Source organism: Alienimonas chondri, from assembly GCF_013036045.1.
In the GTDB taxonomy this organism is placed as follows: Bacteria; Planctomycetota; Planctomycetia; order Planctomycetales; family Planctomycetaceae; genus Alienimonas; species Alienimonas chondri.
In genome coordinates, this window is record NZ_WTPX01000045.1 from 1 (window position 1) to 17,575 (window position 17,575).

At 69.2% G+C, this 17,575-nt stretch carries 13 protein-coding genes; 9 read left to right on the plus strand and 4 right to left on the minus strand.

Annotation, left to right across the window (positions count from 1 at the left end):
- The 4 genes from LzC2_RS08670 to LzC2_RS08685 form a co-directional block, all read left to right on the plus strand.
- The coding region (locus LzC2_RS08670; protein WP_206678622.1) for a TraM recognition domain-containing protein at positions 1-1,816 on the plus strand (1,816 nt) is incomplete at its 5' end.
- Between the two features lie 196 nt (positions 1,817-2,012).
- Positions 2,013-3,248, plus strand: a complete 1,236-nt coding sequence (locus LzC2_RS08675) for a hypothetical protein (RefSeq protein ID WP_171185902.1) — start codon at positions 2,013-2,015, stop codon at positions 3,246-3,248.
- Positions 3,249-3,683: 435 nt separating this feature from the next.
- Complete coding sequence (locus LzC2_RS08680; RefSeq protein WP_206678623.1) at positions 3,684-4,790, plus strand: hypothetical protein; 1,107 nt, start codon at positions 3,684-3,686, stop codon at positions 4,788-4,790.
- Between the two features lie 42 nt (positions 4,791-4,832).
- Entirely contained in the window at positions 4,833-5,075 is a 243-nt protein-coding gene (locus tag LzC2_RS08685) for a hypothetical protein (RefSeq protein ID WP_171185903.1), read from the plus strand.
- A gap of 100 nt (positions 5,076-5,175) precedes the next feature.
- Here the strand turns inward: LzC2_RS08685 and LzC2_RS08690 are convergent, their stop codons facing one another.
- Both LzC2_RS08690 and LzC2_RS08695 read right to left on the minus strand, forming a co-directional pair.
- Entirely contained in the window at positions 5,176-7,680 is a 2,505-nt protein-coding gene (locus LzC2_RS08690; protein ID WP_171185906.1) for a S8 family peptidase, read from the minus strand.
- Entirely contained in the window at positions 7,680-8,759 is a 1,080-nt protein-coding gene (locus LzC2_RS08695) for an AAA family ATPase (RefSeq protein ID WP_171185907.1), read from the minus strand. The genes LzC2_RS08690 and LzC2_RS08695 overlap by 1 nt, the downstream gene beginning before the upstream one ends.
- Before the next feature lie 585 nt (positions 8,760-9,344).
- Here LzC2_RS08695 and LzC2_RS08700 point away from each other — a divergent pair.
- A complete protein-coding gene (locus LzC2_RS08700) occupies positions 9,345-10,256 on the plus strand; it encodes a tyrosine-type recombinase/integrase (protein ID WP_206678624.1) in 912 nt (303 codons plus the stop codon).
- Positions 10,257-10,771: 515 nt separating this feature from the next.
- Here LzC2_RS08700 and LzC2_RS08705 read toward each other — a convergent pair.
- The gene (locus LzC2_RS08705; protein WP_171185910.1) at positions 10,772-11,656 is read right to left on the minus strand and encodes a hypothetical protein; all 885 of its coding nucleotides are present in this window, start codon (positions 11,654-11,656) and stop codon (positions 10,772-10,774) included.
- A gap of 589 nt (positions 11,657-12,245) precedes the next feature.
- On the opposite strand from LzC2_RS08705, the gene LzC2_RS08710 reads away from it, so the two are divergent.
- Positions 12,246-12,692 carry a hypothetical protein gene (locus LzC2_RS08710; RefSeq protein WP_171185914.1) on the plus strand — a complete coding sequence of 149 codons (447 nt, stop codon included), beginning with the start codon at positions 12,246-12,248 and terminating at the stop codon, positions 12,690-12,692.
- Between the two features lie 132 nt (positions 12,693-12,824).
- On the opposite strand, the gene LzC2_RS08715 is transcribed toward LzC2_RS08710, so the two are convergent.
- On the minus strand, positions 12,825-13,385 hold the full coding sequence (locus tag LzC2_RS08715) for a hypothetical protein (protein WP_171185915.1): 561 nt from the start codon (positions 13,383-13,385) through the stop codon (positions 12,825-12,827).
- A 283-nt stretch (positions 13,386-13,668) separates the two neighbouring features.
- On the opposite strand from LzC2_RS08715, the gene LzC2_RS08720 reads away from it, so the two are divergent.
- The 3 genes from LzC2_RS08720 to LzC2_RS08730 all read left to right on the plus strand — a co-directional run bounded on the left by LzC2_RS08720 (position 13,669) and on the right by LzC2_RS08730 (position 17,562).
- The gene (locus tag LzC2_RS08720) at positions 13,669-15,339 is read left to right on the plus strand and encodes a TolC family protein (RefSeq protein ID WP_171185917.1); all 1,671 of its coding nucleotides are present in this window, start codon (positions 13,669-13,671) and stop codon (positions 15,337-15,339) included.
- An 87-nt stretch (positions 15,340-15,426) separates the two neighbouring features.
- Complete coding sequence (locus tag LzC2_RS08725) at positions 15,427-15,900, plus strand: hypothetical protein (protein ID WP_171185919.1); 474 nt, start codon at positions 15,427-15,429, stop codon at positions 15,898-15,900.
- Positions 15,901-16,077: 177 nt separating this feature from the next.
- Positions 16,078-17,562 (plus strand): efflux RND transporter periplasmic adaptor subunit, encoded by a 1,485-nt coding sequence (locus tag LzC2_RS08730; protein ID WP_171185921.1) that lies wholly within the window; start codon positions 16,078-16,080, stop codon positions 17,560-17,562.
- Positions 17,563-17,575: the final 13 nt, after the last annotated feature.

Genomic DNA, 17,575 nt, shown 5'->3' on the forward strand with positions numbered 1-17,575 from the left:
GCCCCGGCCGGCCCCGATGGCGCGCGGTCCGGTGCCGCACGCGCTGGTCTGGTTCGCCGCGGTGCCGGCCGGTCTGGCGCTCTCGCTGGTGCCGCCGCTGGCCTGCGCGGCCGGGGTGGCGTCCCGCCCCTGGCCGCCGAAGGGTCGGCCGGGCGAGTTCCTCACCCCCCAGGTTTGGAACGATGTGGTCGACGGCATCCGGCGGTCGAAGGATCGGACGGAGCGGGAGTCGCTGTTTATGGGCGTCAACGCGCACGACAACAGCCCGGTCCTGATGCCCCGCTCGCTCGTCAATGAGCACGTCCACTTCCTGGGCGGGACCGGCAGCGGCAAAACCTCCGTCGGGATCATGGGGTTGATGACCCAGCTGATCCGGGCCGGCGACTGCTCGGTGGTCGTTCTGGACATGAAGGGGGACGACTCGGCCCTGCTGCACACCGCCCGCATCGAGACCGAGAAGACCGGGCGGTGGTTTCGGTGGGTGACCTCCACCGCGGGCCGCTCGACCTACCTGTTCAATCCGCTGGATCAAGCGTTCTTCGGCGCGAAGACGCCGGCGGAGAAGGCGGACCTGATCACGGAGGCGGCTAACCTTCAGTACGGCACCACCTACGGCCCGGCGCATTTCACCGCGGCCAACATGCACGCCCTGGCCGCGGCCATCGAACTGACGGAGTACGAGAATCCGCTCCGGTCGTTCCGGCAGCTGGAGGAGATCCTCCGGGACAAGTCCGGGCGTCTCGCCCGCCTCTCCGCCAGGCACCGGCAGGACGCCCTCGCGGTCCATCGCGTCATCTCCGAGTTGGCCGACCCCCACGGGCTGAACGCGGTCCGAGGCGCCCGCGGACCGGGCGCGCCGCCGCCGTCGGCGTTCGAGCGGGCGATCGACTGCGGCTCCCTGTTCCGGTCACCGCAGACGCTGTTCTTCCAGCTTCCCAGCGGGGACGGGGCGAACACGGCCCGCACCACCGGCCTGCTCGCCATGCACTCTTTTTTCCAATCCGCCGCCCACCTCCGCACGGACCGGAAGGTGCCGGTGTACGTCATCATCGACGAGTTCCAGCGGATCGTCTCGCCAAACATCGAGATCATCCTCGAACAGGCCCGCTCCATGGACATCGGGGCGGTGATGTCGCACCAGTCGATGAGCGGCCTCAACCTGGGCCGGGGCGTGGACGTCGGCCCCAGCGTGACGGAGAACACGGTGCTGCGGCAGACGTTCAGCGTCCGCGACGTGCGGCAGTTGCGGGAGTTCTCCGACGGGTCCGGGGAGCGCGTGTTTCTCGGCCGAACCTGGAACGAATCTTCGACGTCCGCGGGCGGCGTGACGACGAACCGGGTCACCCGGGGGCTGGCGGAGACCGTCGGCAACCGGATCTCCGTCAACGACCTCATCCTCATGGGCGACCGCCCGCGGCGGAGCCTGTTCCACCTCTCCCGAGGCGAGGGCTACGCGCAGTACGGCGGGTTTTCATTCGTGATCGACGGGTCGCACGTCATCACGAAGTCGGAATATGAACGGCGCAGACGATTGCCCTGGCCGGCCGTGTCGGAGCAAACGGTCCCCGCCGGGCGACGGTGGAACCGGTACGCCCCGGACGTGAGTCCCGGGGCGGAACGCCCGTCGTTCACCGGGGACGACCTGTTCCGCGACGACGACGGACCGGCGGCGGGAGAGACGGGCGACGACGACGCTCTTCCCGAGGACGACGGCGACCCGTTGGCCGGTCTGGACGACGAACCCCGGGACGCGCCCGGACCGGAGGACGAAGAGAATCCCGCCGACGACGACGGCGACGGCCCGGAGGACCTGTGACCCCTTCCCCCACGAACCAAGCCTCGCCATGAGCGGAACCGCCCCAGTCGAACCTCCTGAAGAACCCGAGCCGTCGGCCGCCCCACGCTTCGCCATGATTCCGCGGCCGGAGGGCGGCCCCGAGGCACCGCCGTGGGAACGGTCGCAGGACCGGCCGGCTCCGCGACCGGCCGCCGGATGGACGAAATCCGTCCTCATGGGCGTCGCCGGTCTGGCGATGCTACTGGTGGCCGCCCATCTCGCCCTGAACTGGCGGTCGGAGCAGGCGCTGAGCCGGCTGGAAGCGGACGTTGAGACCCGCGAGCGGCTGGCCGACGCCCGCGTGCGGGGCGAGGCTTTGCGTCAGGCGGAGCTGACCGAGGCCGCGGCCCGGAGCGTGGCCCGGTCGAAGCTGGACCGCGAACTGGCCCGGCTCGCCGCCGCCCGCGCAGCGGTCGCGGAACTGCGGGACGCCCGCCGCCGGCTCGACGACGCGCGGGCTTCGCTGCTGGACGGCGAAGTCGGCCGGGCCGTCGCCGCCGACGAGTCGCTGTTGGGGAGGGCGGAAGCCGCCTTTGCCGCCGCCGGGGAACTTCCTGGCACCCCGCCGGGAGAAGCCGCGGAGCGGCTGGACGGGTTGTCGGACCCGCTCCGCGCCGCCCAGTCGCACCTGCCGGCCGACTACGCTCCCACCCCCGCGTTGAGCAGAGAGATCGACGCGGTCGCCCGAGAGACCCGCCAGCGGGCGGTCGCGGTCGCCGCGGAGGCCGACCTCTGGCAGAGCTTGGCGGCTGAGATCGGCGAGCCTCCGAGCGGGGGAGTCTCGCTACGAGTCGCGCTCGACCGCCGGCGGCGGGAGCGGGACGCGAGAGCCGCTCAAGTCCGGGCGGAGTCGGTGGCAGCGGCGCGGCGGGAGGACGAAGACCAGAGCACGCGGGCGGCAATAGAGACGAACCGCACGATCGCCGCGGCGGAACGCGAGGCGGCGAAACTGGTCGGCGCGCAGCTGGCGGAGTCGATCATTATCGAGGCGAAGAAGAAGGCGGCGGACATCGCGGCCGCAAACAAGATCGCGGCGGATCAAGCGAAGCAGGAGGCGTTGGAGCGGGAGTTCGCCGCCGACCGAGCCGCCGTCTCCCGCTATCTCGCCGCCTTCACCGCCGACGGGGACCAGTACCGGGGGCGGAACGCGCCGGCCGCGAAAGGCCCGGCCTCCCTGATGGCCCTCCGCGGGATGAGTGCTCTGGACGACTCAGAACTCGGGCTGCGCCAACTGCTGTTCGCCCTCCACCCCGGCAACAACGGCCGGAGCGGACTCGACTGGGCGGCGCTCCTGACGCATCTCCCGCCGGCGAACTGGTCGGACGGCCAGCGGTCCCACGTCCAAGAGACGCAGCGGCTGCTGCGTAAGTACGGCGAACTGATGGTCGAGAAGGGGCTGCTCGCCCCGTAAAGGGCGAGACGGGACTAAAAATCCGCCTTATGTTTTGGCAGACCCGGCGGGAGGTCTGGTCGTCTTATGACTCCCGACGACGGAGGAGGTGCCCGATGGCTCCGGCTCGATTGTCCGCGGCCCGGGGGCGCGGGCAAGTCGCGGCGGCTCGGTCGGAGCGTTTTTCCCTCGTTCGAGCGAGAACGTGACAGATCCCGACGGTCGTGATAGTGAAGGAGGGCGGGCCGGTGTCCGCGACTGCATCGGGTAGACGATTCGTTCCGTTTCCAGTTCGGCGGTGAGCCGGCCGGGAGGCGCGACGCCCCCAGGTTTTTCGCTCGCGCAAGCTTTTCATCGCCGTCTCCGCTTCGAGCCACGACCCGGTCGGGCCGCGGACCGCTCTCCGGCTCACGGGAGTCGTCCGCGGCCCGACCACTTCCGGTCGAACGCCGAAGCGTGCGCAGTTTCGCGCAGGGAGACGAGACGATGAAACAGAACCTCACGCGGGCCTCCGACGAGCTGTTCAAGCGGCGGCCCGACGAGTGCTTCGAGTCGCTGAACGCCCTCGCGGCCCATTGCGACGCGGTCCGGGAGGAGTCGGGCGAGACCTGGCCCCCGCCCAGCGCCGTCCGGCCCGTGGACGCGGACGGGCGGCTGATGCTGGACGCCGGCTCCGTCGCCCCGCTGGGGCTGTCGGACTGGTCGTTCAGCCAACTCTGCGCGATGTGCGGAGTATCGAAGCCGACGATCAACCGGCTCACGCCCAAGACCGCCGGCACGGCCCTGTTGGAAACGCTGCCCCGTGGGGACAAGCCGATCCAACTGCTGACCACCGGGAACGACGTGCGGAGCGTTCACGGCACGGCCTACACCCGGCTCTGGAACGCCGAACTGCTGGACGTGGTCCTGGAGTTCGGCGACTTCCGGCCGCCGGCCAGTCGGCACGGGAGCGAGGAGGACAACGACGATCTCTCGACCGGCCTCTACTGCGGTGAGCAGGACATGTTCTGTTTTCTCATCGACCCGGACGGCTGGGTGGACCTGGACTGCCGCGACCCCGAGACCGGGTGGAGCCGCACGGAACGCTTCGCGCCCGGCTTCTTCGTCTGGAACAGCGAGGTCGGCCGGCGTTCGCTGGGCGTCCAGACCTTCTGGTACCAGCACATCTGCCAGAACCACATCGTGTGGGACGCCGTGGAGGTGGCCGAGTTCAGCCGCAAGCACACCGCCAACGTGCGGAACGGCTTGGACGAGATCCGGCTCCGCATCGACGCCCTGGTGAAACGCCGCGACGAGCGGCGGGACGCCTTCGCCGACACGATGCGGACCGCTATGCAAACCCGATTCGCCCCGGACGCGACCCGCGAGAAGGCGGTGAAGGCCCTGCAAAAGGAGGGCATCCCCGCCGCGCTCGCCAAGCAGGTCGTGCCCGAGAGCGGCAAGGCCGGAACGCTGTTCGACGTGGTCGACAAGCTCACCCGGCTGACCGGCAAGACGGTCTTCGCCGGCGACCGGGCCGAACTGGACGCCAAGATCGGCCGCCTGCTCGCGCTGGCGGTCTGAACGCTTCGCTTCCCCTTACCCACAGCTGAAAGGAGGGCCGCGATGGCCCAGACGCAGAACCCCCAGAGGCCGGTTCACGAGGTCCGCTACGGGCGCGTGAAGGCGGCGGTCTGGGAGAACAAAACCAGCGGCGGCACCCGGCACAACGTCACGGTCTGCCGGATCTACAAGGACGAGGCGAGCGGCAACTGGCGGGATTCCCAGAGCTTCGGCCGGGACGACCTGCCCCTGCTCGCCAAGGTGGTCGACGAAGCGCATACCTGGATCTTCCGGGAGGGCGACTGAGTCGAATACGGCGGTTCCGCTTCGCAGCGTAACCGCCGGGGAAGGTTCAACGGGCGTCGTTTTGCCTTCCCACACCCACGTTCGAGCGTGCGACTCGGTTTTACCGCCGGGCACGCGCCCGCTGCTGTTGACGCAACCGGAGCCTATTGAAGACTAGATTATAGAGGCGCGGTTCGTCCGCCTCCAAGGTGACGGTGACGCCGAACCGTTGGTTCTCGAACGACGCCGGCGCCCAGGTCCGCTGCGCCCGCACGACGAGATACCACGTCTCCCCGTAGTCCGAATTCTCCCGCCGAAACGTCCACGCCGAGCGTTGCAGCGTGCTGGACGCGAGAAACTGCGGGCCGGGATCGAGGTTACACCGGAACGGCGACCGGAACGCTCCCTGGACCCCGCCCGCGGCCTTCGCGGCTTTGACTTCCTGCGTGGAGAGTTGCCGGTAGGCGTCCACAATCTCGTCCACGGTCTTCCCGCGGATGAGCGCGTGGTCCATCTTCACGCCGAGGTAATCGGCCCGCCGCCGACGCACCGGCGGGTCGAACGCGAGCGTGACGATCACCCGCTTATCGCCCGGCGCGGCCCGGAACTCCGGGGGCGCCGGCACCTCGAACACGGCGAAGGTGTCCAGCGGAATCTCCTCTTCGGCCACCAGCGTCACGCGGCGGTCCCCGGACGCCTCCAAGACTTCTTCGTCGATCCGCCCGTAGCCGTAACACCGCCACGCGGCGCGCTCCTCCCCCGTCGGCTCGATGCGGTCCTCCTCGACGGCGGGCGGCTCCGCCGTCGATGCCAGCACGGCACGGACGAGGTTCGCGCTCGGCTCGGTCTCGAACGTCTCGCGGAGGTTCGCCAGGGCGATCGCCGCGGCCCGCGAGACCTGCGGCGCGGCAAGGCTCGTCCCGTTGTCGAACGCGAACAGTCGCTCGGTCGGCCGATGCGAGAGCGACATCACCGCCAGCCCGGGGTCCCGCTTCACTTCCCGATGGCCCGAAAAGCCCTGAAACGACAGGTTGCCGCCGACGCCCACGAACTCAGGTTTGACCGCCGCGTTCAGTCCCAACCCGACGCGGGAGGTCGGCGTCGGCTCGCCGACCGCCGCCACGGCGATCTGAATGTCTTTGTCCTTCCGTCCGAGCGCCACGGACTGCACCGAATGCTCGGCGACGCCGCCGACCGTGACGGCGATGGCGGCCGTGGCCGGTTCGCACAGGCCGCACTCCGGCTCGAACAGCAGCCCGGGGTAGGTCGTCAGCACCCGCTCGGCATCCGCGGCGTTCGTCGCTTGCCCGAGGCTCTGATTCCCGGCGGAGACCACGATCACCACGTCCAGCTCCCTGGCGAGGATGTCCAGCTGTTCGGCCCACAGGCTCTGCCGGTCGTTGTCCCGCAGCCAGGCCGCCGGACTGCCGAACGACATATTGAAGACGCGGCAGGAGTACGGGGATCCGACGAACGCCTCGATGGCCTCCCGCATCTGCGAGATGATGAGCTTCTCGTCGTCGAACTCGTTCGCGGCGTTGAGCACCTTCGCCGAGAAGACCCTGATCGCGGAGCCGAACGCCCCCTTCTCGTAGCCGTCTCGCACCGACCCGTAGACGGCCACGCCGGCGACCGCGGTGCCGTGCCCGTTCTCATCGGCCGGGGCGTCGTCGCCGCTCCGCACCGAGGTCGCCCCGCCGACATACGGCGCAAGCAGCGGATGATTCGATGTGACGCCGCTGTCCACAACGCAGACCGACGGCCCGTCGGGCGGCGGGGGCGGCGGGGCGTCGAAGTCCCGCTTCGTCGTGCGGAACGCCATCCGGGGGTCGAAGCTCGGCCGCGGCGGGACTTCGACCTCCGCCACGACGTCCAGCGACAGCAGCGCGTTCAGCTTGTTCCCGCGAACGGCGAGCCGGGCGAGGCAGAGGCTCGACCCGACGAAGTAATCGTGGACGGATTCGCCGTCCCGCGTGTCGTCGTTCACCAGCTGACGCAGTTCTTCGACCGCGGCGCGGGCGAGTTCGTCCGTTCCGCGGTGCCACAGTTCGACATCGACGACGTAGAGCGCGTCAGGTTCGACGGACTCCCCCTCCCCGCCCACGGACGCGGCGAGCCGACGCCCGATACGGTCCGGCTTCGACCAGAGACTCATTCCGGCGGCGTCGATCCACGCGAGGCCGTCCCACTGAGTACTCTTGTACGCCTGTCCGGTCTGCGGGTTGATGCCGGTTTGGGGGCCGCGGCCGTACGCGGCGGCGGCGTCCCGAAAGGCCGTGAGGTCGGCGACGGCCCGGAAGGCGACGATCGCGCCGTCGCCCTCGATCGCCACGACCGTCAGGCCGAGATTCTCCAGCAGGTCCGCGATGTTCTGCGAGGAGGCGTGCGGCGCGAGCGGCACGCGGAAGACGAGGTGCGGCTCGATGCCGGCGGGCGGAGGTTCCCGACCCTCGACCTGCTCTTCCAGTTCGTTCGCGCTTTCCTCCAGCCGCTTGGAATACCGGCCGCGGCCGCCCCGGTTCGGGGGCGGACCCGGCGGAGCCGGACGCCGGCGCCGGTCGGGCGTGGGTTCCTCCCGTACGAGCGGCAGGTGCGGGTAGCGGGCGTCCTCGGGGTGGTGCGGCATCAGTTCTCGGAGGAATCTCGACCGGGCGGCCCGCTCGGCGGTTCGCCCTCCCCGGTGTCCGTGATGGCACGAACCGTCACCGCTCCCCGGCGCAGCTGGCGTTCAAGACTACGACGCAGCACCGACGGGGTCACCTGCTCCCGACCGTCGAGCAGCGTCTCCTTGATCGCGTCCTCGGCGACCCGCTCCACGTCCGCGTGCGACAGACCTTCCAGGGACCGGGCGACCGACCGGAGCCGCGTCGACTTGGACACCGTGATCTGGCGGAAGCGGCGGCAGAGCAGCGTCTCGATCTCCTCCGCCGTCGGCGGGGGAAACAGCAGGATCTCGTCGAACCGCCGCCAGAGGGCCGGGTCGAGCAGCCCTTGATGGTTGGTCGCCGCGACCGTCAGCGTCTCGCTGTGAAAGCCGTCCAGCAGTTGCAGGAACGAGTTGACGACCCGCTTGATCTCCCCGTGTTCGTCCGCCGCGTCGCGGTGCTTGCCGATGGCGTCGAACTCGTCGAAGAACAGCAGGACGGGCCGCTGCCGGGCGAAGTCGAAGACCTTGCGGAGGTTGGCCGCCGTTTCGCCGAGGTAGGACGAGACGACCGCGTCGAACCGAACGGTCGCCAGCGGCAGGTACAGCGCATTGGCGAGGGCTCCGGCCGCCGCCGTCTTCCCGCAGCCGGGCGGGCCGCAGAACAGCATTTTCTGCACGGGGGTCATGCCGTGCGAACGCAGGAGGTCTGCGCTCCGCCGTTCGCGCACAACCCGGTCGAGTCCGCGGCGCACGTCGTCGGTGAGGACCAGGTCTTCCAGTTCGCGGTCCGAATCCGAGACCTCCACCAGGGAGGCGTCTCGCTCCCGGTCCTTCGGGAGCTGTCCGGCCCCGCCGCTGTAGGTGGCGAAAAACGACTTCGCCTTGCGTGGGGAGCCGTTCGCGCCGTTGAGGATCTGTTCCAAGTCGTTCGCCAGAACGGTGTGGTTGAGTCGCCGCTCGTGCTTGACGATCTCCCGGGCCGCCGTGCGAAACCCCGCTTCATCGCCCCCGAAATGGGCGATCAGCAGCCGTCGGACCGTCGCGGTACGCTCGCTCATGCTGGCTCTCGGCAACGGTCCCCCTGTTCGATCCTTTCGCTTCATCCGTTTAGCTGTTCTCGACCGCCACTCTAGCAGCCTCCGGGGGGGCCGTCACACGGGATATTGCGAGCCGCGCCGCCATTCGACGCGACGGCAGACTCGTTCACGCAGGGGGCGCCGGTCCAGACGACTTTGACCGCGGACGAACCCCGCGGAGTCTCACCCACGGAAGCAGGCCCGCGGCAAGAGCAGGAAAGCGCGAGCCGGGGGAGGCCGACGCTTCCACCGCATCCGACTCGTCGGGGATGCGTTGGGCGAACCCCAACGAGTCGGCTCCGGCGGAAGCAGGCGACGAACAATATATTGTCAGAATTGGATGTTCCCGGTCCGGCAGACGGCCCACCGGTCCGCGCCGTCCGGGGCGATCCGCCGAGGCGTGACCGGTGGGCCGTCTGCCGGATTGGGGGCTTGCCCTTCCCGCTCGTTCGTGCCAGATAAAGGACGTTATCAGGCACCAACTGACGGGGAATCTTGAGTGAGGAGAAGCAGCTGATTCGGAGCGAGGTCGGAGCGGTTTCTGACGCGGTTGGTGCAGGAACTGACTTGCCCGCCCTGATCGTCGTCGGCGGGGACGCGGCCCGGTTCGCTTACGAGGAGTTCCTTCACGGTCGCATCCGCAACCGACACACCCGCCGGGCCTACGAGCGGGCGGCCCGCCGGTTCTTCGACTCGTTCCGCGGCTCCCGCACCCTCACCAGCATCACCCCGGCCGACGTGGGGCGTTATCTGGACGGGTTGAAGCTGTCGGACACCAGCAAGAAACTGCACTTGGCGGCCATCCGGCACCTGTTCGACGAACTGGTCACCCGGCACGTCGTCGTGCTGAACCCGGCCGCCAGCGTGCGGGGGCCGCGGCTGTCGGTCGTGGAGGGGCGGACGCCGGAGATCACCGTGACGCAGGCCCGCACGCTGCTGGCGAGCGTCGGCGCCGACTCCGCGGTGGGACTGCGTGACCGTGCGGTCGTCGCCGCGCTCATCTACACCGCCGCCCGCATCGGGGCCGTGGCCCGGCTGCGGCGGGGGGACTTCTACCACGACGGGGAGCAGTGGCACCTGCACTTCACCGATAAGGGCGGGAAGAGCCGCGAGATCCCCTGCCGGCACGATTTGGCCCGGATGCTGCGGGAGTACGCCGAGGCGTCGGACATCGGCGAGGCGGACGACGCCCGGCTGTTCCGCACCGCCGACGGCCGCACCGGCCGGCTGACCGGCAACCCGGCCGCGGCCGGCGACCTGGCGCGGATGGTCAAGCGGCGGATGCGGGACGCCGGGCTGCCGAAGCGGCTCTCCCCGCACAGCTTCCGGGTGGCGACCATCACCGACCTGCTGGAACAGGGCGTCCCGCTGGACGACGTGCAGCGACTCGCCGGCCACGCCGACCCGCGGACGACCCGGCTCTACGACCGCCGGGACCGCAAAGTCAGCCGGAACATCGTGGAGCGGATCAGCATCTAGAAATCACGGGGGCCGAGCCATTCGACCAAGGTCGGGCTGGAATCAGAACAAGAAGTTCCACTGCGACAACAGTTTATGTCTTGGGGCTCACTTCAAACTCCGTGGGCGGCCTGAACACAGCGCAGAAACTTCGCCGAGCTAGAACGAATCACACAAAAAACTGCGTCGTCACGTCTCGTCTGTAATCGATCGAAACAGATGATGTACTGGAGGCGACAGACCGAAAGCCGAGCAATCGATCCGTCACCGCCCCCTGCCCCAGGTCGGTTCGCTGGAGCGGGATTTCACCTCAGTTACCACTCAGTTACCACGCCGCGACCGCCGTGCCGTTCGTCACGAGGCGGCGTCAACCAGCGGGGGTTCAGCCGCCGCATTCCGACGACCCGGCAATGGATCGCACAGTGATGTCTTCCGTATGCGGAAGGTGCATGAACGTTGGAGCTCAAACAGTTGAGAGCTTTCGGCAAGCCGCACCGCCCACGCCCAGTTCCGCAGTTTAGCGGCCCCCGGACGACCTAGTGCGGGTGGTGGTAGGGGCCGTGGATCGGCGACGGATACGACGGATAGATCGTGCCGGGAGCGACGTGACGGTGGTGGTCGTGGTAGTCGTCGTGATAGGGCCGGGGATGCAGCGGCGAACCCGTCGTCCCGGGAGCGTGCCAACTGGGCGGGGTGTGCACCGGTCCCGGATATGGGCCGTGATCGTGCGGGTCCCGGGGTACGGGGCGGGCGGCCTCGCGCTGTCGATAGTTGCGGTGGTTCGGGTCCAGCACGGCGAGATCCTCCTCCAAGTGGTGCTGAATGGCGATCATCTCTCGCACGATCCGGCGGGTCTGCACGATGGCGCCGTTATAGTGCCGGGTGAGCACGCCGCGGCGGGCGATCTGCGTGATAACTTCGTCCGCCTCGTGCACCTGCGTGTCCAAGGCAACGACGTCCGCCCGCAGGTGCGGAATGCTTTCCCCGGCGTGGGCGACCGCGTGCAGGTGGGTGGCCAGCCGTTCGACCTCCGTGGCGTGGCCGTCCATGTGTCGGAAGTACTCGTGTCCCTGCAGGTGGGCGTGCACTTCGTCGTGGAGTTGTTTGGACAGGTGTTCCAGACGCTCCGCCATCAGATCGACGTGGTCCCAACTGCCGGGATCGGCGGCCCGCAGATCGTCGCCGCGGGTAATGGTTCCGCCTGCATCCGCCGGGCCGCTCTGAACCGAGCCCCCTTGGACCGGACTGCTCTGCACCGTGCCGCTCTGCACCGGGCCGTCTTGAAACGCGGGCCTGCTAAGGGGCGTCGGGCCGCCGGGGGGCGGCGAAGTCTGCGCCGGGAGCGAGGCGACCGCTCCGAGGGAGAAATAGAAGCCGATCCCGAGCAACCCGGGCCCGAGCACCATGTTGAAGGGTCTCATCACCTGTCTCCGTTCTGGAGGAGCGCGTGGCGAAGTTCGATCACGCGGGGACAGCGGGGCGAACGCCGCCGCCGAGAAACCGAGCCGACCCGGACGGGACGGGTCTGTCAAGCAGTTTCCGATGCGTTCTCGCAAAGAGGGTCTGGACAGTCCTCTCCCTGGCCAGTCATCCCCCGCCGCCGCTGACAGGCAAACTTCTGCTGCGGTTACTTGGATGCCGTATTGCTACCAAATGAACCTCGCCGAAAGTCATCGCCTCCCGTTCGTCGCTGAAGATCATGCTGACGGCGATCCACACGCCGGAAGGCTCGCCGGCCAGGGGGATGACAACTCGATAGGTCATACGGGCAGATGTTGTCGTGACCGCGATGCAGTTGGGACGCCCCTCACATTCCCCGCGGCGTGAAAACTGTGACCGCAACGACGGCGCAGCGTCCCGGTTACGCTACGCATTGGATCATCCGCCAAGACTGTCGCAGAGGAGAAAACGCTTCCTTCGCAGGCGGAAGGCCGGCGCGCGGCGTTCGGCACGGCGGGTGCTTCATAGACAGGTGTTGGTTTTTCCCTCACCTGTCTCAGGATCGCTACGATGATTCGCTCCACGCTCACCGCCGCCGCGACGGCCGCCGCCCTGTTCGCCGTCGGTCAAACCCCGGCGGACGCCGGCGACCGCCCTCGCGTGTCGATGCAGCTCTCCGTCGGCAACGGCTATGGCTCGACCTACGGCGGGGGATACGGGGGCGGGCGCTCCTCCGGCTACCAGAACTTCAGCCGCTTCGACTCCTACGGCGGCGGGCTCTCCGGCAATCGCTTCGGCTCCGGGTTGAACCGCGGTCGCGGTTTGGGCAGCGACTACGGCTACAGCTCCCGATACGGCAACACCTACGGGCACAGCGGTTACGGCAGCCGGGTGAGAACCTTCGGCGGTGGGCACGGCGCCGGCCACTACGACTACCACGCGCCGACGGTCGTGCCGCACGGCAATCACCTCGACGTGACGCCCGGCCACTACGATTTTCATCGGAGCCATCGCTGAACCGAGGGCCGACGCCCTGCGGGGTGGATCGCCTCCCCCAGTCCGCACAAGAAAAGAGGCTCGCCCGGCGGACCGGGGAGCCTTGGGCGGGTTCATCATTGGCGGCGTCCCTGCCGTTCGAGAAGCCGTCGATCAACGGTGCGGAACGTGGTCGAAGTGGGTCGTCGTGTGCGGCCGAAGATCGACATGGTTACCGTGACGGACCGGGTCGAGATGCGTCGTCGTGTGCGGGACGTAGTGATTGCCAAAGCGGCGTCCCCCGAACTGCTGGTTTCCGTAGTACGTGGTGGGGTAGGACTGACGCGGCTGGGCGGGGCGATAAACGTTCTGCCCGATCGGCCGGTAGGCGGTCTGCGGGTACTGGCGGTAAATCTGCCCGCTCTGTCCGAACTGCGTCGGGTATCGCACGCCTGTCCCGAACTGCGTCGGGTAGGTCGTGCCGACCCGGTCGTAGTGGGTCGTAGTGTGCGGGACCGCGTCGTAATGCGTGGTCGTGTGCGGCACGGCGTCGTAGTGGTTGCCGTGCCGGACATAGTCCGTGTGGGTCTGCGTATGCGGTACGACGTCGATGTGCGTCGTCGTGTGGGGGACGACGTGGCCGCCGTGCTGGTGGCCGTAGTGCTGGGCGTTCGCGGCTGTCGCGGAGGCCGCCAGGCCCCCGGCGATCAGTAGCGCGGTGCGGGTGAGGGTCATGACGTCGTTCCGGGGGATTCGTTCGGGGAGGGGCCGCTGCGGTCGTGGGCGGTCGGGCTGAGAGTCAGAAACCCGAGCGGGCACCGCCGTCACTTTAGCGGGAAGCGGCATCCGTCAGGGACAGTTGCTTGCTGACGGGCCGTTCGCGCGGCCGGAGACCGAAAAGTCGCCCACGCTCTCGCAGTCGGGTCGCATCGCCGAGAAGCGGTTCTGCAGGCCGATCCCGTTGCGGCAGAAGTGAGGACAGAGCCGATTCTCCCGGCGTTGACGGACACGAGACCCGATGCCCCGGCACGCCGTGCGGGGCGGAGACGCCCCCATGAAGCCCCGCAAAGCCCTGCTGCCGTTCGCCCTCGCCGGCTTGGCCGGCTGCGGAACCGGCAACGCGCTGACGACCCACAAGTACGAGGCGGGGAGTCCGCTCGCCTCCGGCTCCGCCGCGGGCTACGGCGTTCATGCGGCGGCGGTCGCCGCCGCGGAACCGGCGTTAGGCGGATCAATCCAGCCGGCGGCTTATCAGGAGGAGCCGTCCGTAGACGAGGGCAGGGACCGCCCCGTCACGCCCGATCCCTTCTCCCCGGAACGGCCTTCCAATGAATTGGCGAACGAAGCCGAAAAAGCGGAATCGACGAACGGGGGAGACGGAACCGATCCGCTTGCCGCGCCCGTCCCCATACTGGCCGACGTCCCCGGGGGCGGCGTGCTGCCGGACGACCACGCCCCCGGCGGGCTGACGCTGGCGGAGATCGAAGCCGCCGCCCTCTCCGCCAATCCGACGCTCCGCGGAGCCTCCGCGGCGGTGGACAAGGCCCGCGGGATCTACACGCAGGTCGGTCTCTACCCGAACCCCACCGTCGGCTACACGTCCGAAGACATCGGCGAAGACGGCTCGGCCGGGCGGCACGGCGCCTTCGTCTCCCAGACGTTCGTCACCGCCGACAAGCTGCAGTTGAACCGCGCGGTCGAAAGCTGGGAGGTCGAGGGGCTGCGCTGGCGGACCGAAGCCCAGCGGCTGCGGGTCGTCAACGGCGTGCGGCGGCAGTACTACGTCGCGTTGGGGGCCCAGCGGCGGCTGGAACTGGCGGAGGAGCTCGTCGCATTGGCCGAGGAGGGCGTCGGCGCCGCTAAGGAGTTGTTCGAGGCCGGAGAGGTCGCCAGACCGGACGTGCTCCAGGTCGAGATCCAACTGGGCGAAGTGGGCATCGTGCGGCGGGACGCGGAGTTGGAGTTCGAAGGGGCGTGGCAACGGCTGATGGCGCTGGCCGGAACGCCGAATCGCCCCGTGGGCCGACTGGATGGGCAGCTGGAGGGACCGGTCGCCGAACACGACTCCGAAGCCCTGTTCGCCGAACTGCTCGCCGCCAGCCCGGAATTGGCGGCGGCCCGGGCGCGGGTCTCGCGGGCACGGGCGGCGATCTGCCGGCAACAGGCCCAACCCGTCCCGAACGTGCAGGCGCAGGCGGCCCTGACCTACGGGTTCGGCGGGGACGAGCCGATCGGAGGGCTGCAATTGGGTCTGCCGCTGCCGGTCTTCAACGACAACCGCGGCAACGTCGCCGCCGCCGTCGCCGACCTGCACCGGGCTACCGCCGAGCTTCATCGGCTGGAACTGGATCTGCGGGCCCGGATGGCGGACGCCCTGCGGGACTACCGCCGGGCCGGAAACCGCGTCACCCGCTACACCGAAGACGTGCTGCCCGCCGCCCGCGAAAACCTGGCGCTGACCGAAGAAGGCTACCGGCAGGGCGAGTTCGACATCGTGCGAGTGTTCACGGCCCGGCGGAGCTTCTTCGAGGCGAATCTCGCCCGGGTGGAAGCCCTAGCCGACGCCCGTACTTCGGAGGTCGCCGTCGACGGCCTGCTGCTCGTGGACGCCTTGGGCGGCATCCCCGACGCCGGCGGCGACAACCTGCAGGGCGTCGGCCTGCGGGACCTGTCGCTCGGCGGTCAGTGAGCGTGAGGGTCGTGCGGATTCCTTCGATTTGGGTTCCCGGCCGGTGCGGATCTGCTAACCTTTCGCGGCAAGCCCAACGCTGTTTCTGTGCCCGTGCTCCGCTTCCTCACCCCGCTGGTCACGCTCGCCGCTGTGCTGATGCACGCGGTGTTGGGGTGCTGCATGCATCACGCCCATGCGGGCGATCCGTGTTGCGGAGCGGAACCGACTGCGGCTCCTTGTCACGCCGCACACGAACACGGCGACGAGGCTCACGATCACGGTCACAGCCACGACGGAGCCGGTCACGACCCGCCGGACGCTGCCGGACATCAGCACGATGATCCGAGCCAAGGTGACCCGCACCAACACAAGGGGTGCGGCGAATCGGAGTGTTCTTGGCTGACGGCGCCGGGGGCGGCGTGTCCGGTCCTCGCGCCGGTCGGCTTCTGGTCGCTGTCGGAGTTGGCGCCGACGGGCGGAACCGGCGGAAACGGTCTCGATTCGTGGAGTCGGACGAGTCGTGAGACAGCACGCAGCGGTCCGGGCGACCGCTTGCGCACGCGGGTCTTCTTGCTGTAACGGACGTCTGCGCCGGCCGCGCTCTCGCGGCGGCTCCGCAGCCTGAGGGCTGCCTCTTCTCTCCTCCCGGTCTGATGCCGGGCTCCCGCATGTCCACGTCGTCCGGACGGCTTCGCGCCGTCGCGTGACGGCGCGAATTGGCGGCGGGGTTTCCTCCCTCCCTCTCCCGGTGCTGTCGTGCGCCTCGGCAAACTCAATCTGTCTCCCCGATGGTTGGCGGTCGCCGCCGTCCCGGTCGCAGCCATTGCGCTGTGGCTGTCGGCCGGTTGGTGGCTTCCGGGCCTTTCCTCCCTGGCCTTCGGTGAGGAGACGCCCGTCGGCGAAGCAGAGGACCCGCACGCCGGGCACGATCACGGCGTCGCCGCCGCGGGCGAGGTAATCCGCCTGTCCGATCAGGCCCGCGGCACGATCGGGCTGCGGACGGCGACGGTCGAACTGACGAACTTCGACCGCACGATCACCGTGCCCGGCGTCGTGGCGGAGCGGCCGGGGCGGTCGAACCTCCAAGTGTCCGCCCCGATGACCGGCGTGGTCACGGACGTGTTCGCCACGGAGGGACAGGCCGTCCGCCCGGGCGAAACGCTGTTCGTGATGCGGCTGACCCACGAGGACGTGGTGCAGGCCCAGACGGACTACCTCAAAACGCTCGAAGCCCTCGACGTGGAGGAACGGGAGATCGACCGTCTGCAGAACGTCTCCCGCGGCGTGGTGGCCGGGAAGGTCGTGCTCGAACGGCAGTACGAGAAGCAGAAGCTCGAAGGGTTGCTCAAAGCTCAGCGGCAGAGCCTGTTGCTGCACGGTCTGGAGGAGTCGCAGGTCGCCCGCATCGCCTCGGACCGAAACTTGGTGCGGGAGATCCGCATCGTCGTGCCCGATCCCCACGACCCGAACGAGGATGGCCACGGCGAGTTGCACGACCCGGCGGTGCGGGAGGCGACGCGAACGGCGCCGGCCCGGACGGCGAGCCTGCAGGAACCGGCGTCGCAGTCGCAGCCGTCGGAGTCGCATCCGCCGCTGACGATCGAACGCCTGAACGTCCACGCGGGGGACGCGGTCGACGCGAACGCCCCGCTGGCGGAGCTGAGCGACCTGTCCCTGCTGTACCTCGAAGGCCGGGCGTTTGAGCGGGACGCCGCCGCCGTCGCCGCCGCGGCCCGGGAGGATCGCCCGGTCACGGCCCTGCCGACCGACAACCTCGCCGGCCCTTCCGATCCCGTGACCGGGTTGGAGATCGCCTACGTGGCCAACCGGGTCGGCGCGGATTCTCGCGTGTTGCCGTTCTACGTCCTGTTGCCGAACGAGATCGTCAGCGACGGACGCGATCAGGCGAACGGCGGGCGGTTCCTCACCTGGAAGTACAAACCGGGCCAGCGGATGCGTCTGCGGGTGCCGGTGGAGACGTACGAGGAGGCGATCGTGTTGCCGATCGAGGCCGTCGCGGAAGCCGGGGCGGAGCGGTTCGCGTTCGTGGAGAACGGGGCGACGTTCGAGCGCCGGCCGGTGCACGTCGTCTACCGGGACGCGGAGTCGGTCGTCGTCGCGGACGACGGCTCGCTGCTGCCGGGCGAGTCGGTCGCCGTCTCCGCCGCCCATCAATTGCAGATGGCGTTGAAGAACGCCGCCGGCGGGGCGATCGACCCGCACGCCGGCCACAACCACTGACGTTCCGCCCGGC

Coding starts and splice junctions, on each gene's coding strand:
- LzC2_RS08675 (WP_171185902.1), top strand. CDS start 2,013: ATGGGCGTCGCCGGTCTGGCGATGCTACTGGTGGCCGCCCATCTCGCC.
- LzC2_RS08685 (WP_171185903.1), top strand. CDS start 4,833: ATGGCCCAGACGCAGAACCCCCAGAGGCCGGTTCACGAGGTCCGCTAC.
- LzC2_RS08690 (WP_171185906.1), bottom strand. CDS start 7,680: ATGCCGCACCACCCCGAGGACGCCCGCTACCCGCACCTGCCGCTCGTA.
- LzC2_RS08695 (WP_171185907.1), bottom strand. CDS start 8,759: ATGAGCGAGCGTACCGCGACGGTCCGACGGCTGCTGATCGCCCATTTC.
- LzC2_RS08705 (WP_171185910.1), bottom strand. CDS start 11,656: ATGAGACCCTTCAACATGGTGCTCGGGCCCGGGTTGCTCGGGATCGGC.
- LzC2_RS08710 (WP_171185914.1), top strand. CDS start 12,246: ATGATTCGCTCCACGCTCACCGCCGCCGCGACGGCCGCCGCCCTGTTC.
- LzC2_RS08715 (WP_171185915.1), bottom strand. CDS start 13,385: ATGACCCTCACCCGCACCGCGCTACTGATCGCCGGGGGCCTGGCGGCC.
- LzC2_RS08720 (WP_171185917.1), top strand. CDS start 13,669: ATGCCCCGGCACGCCGTGCGGGGCGGAGACGCCCCCATGAAGCCCCGC.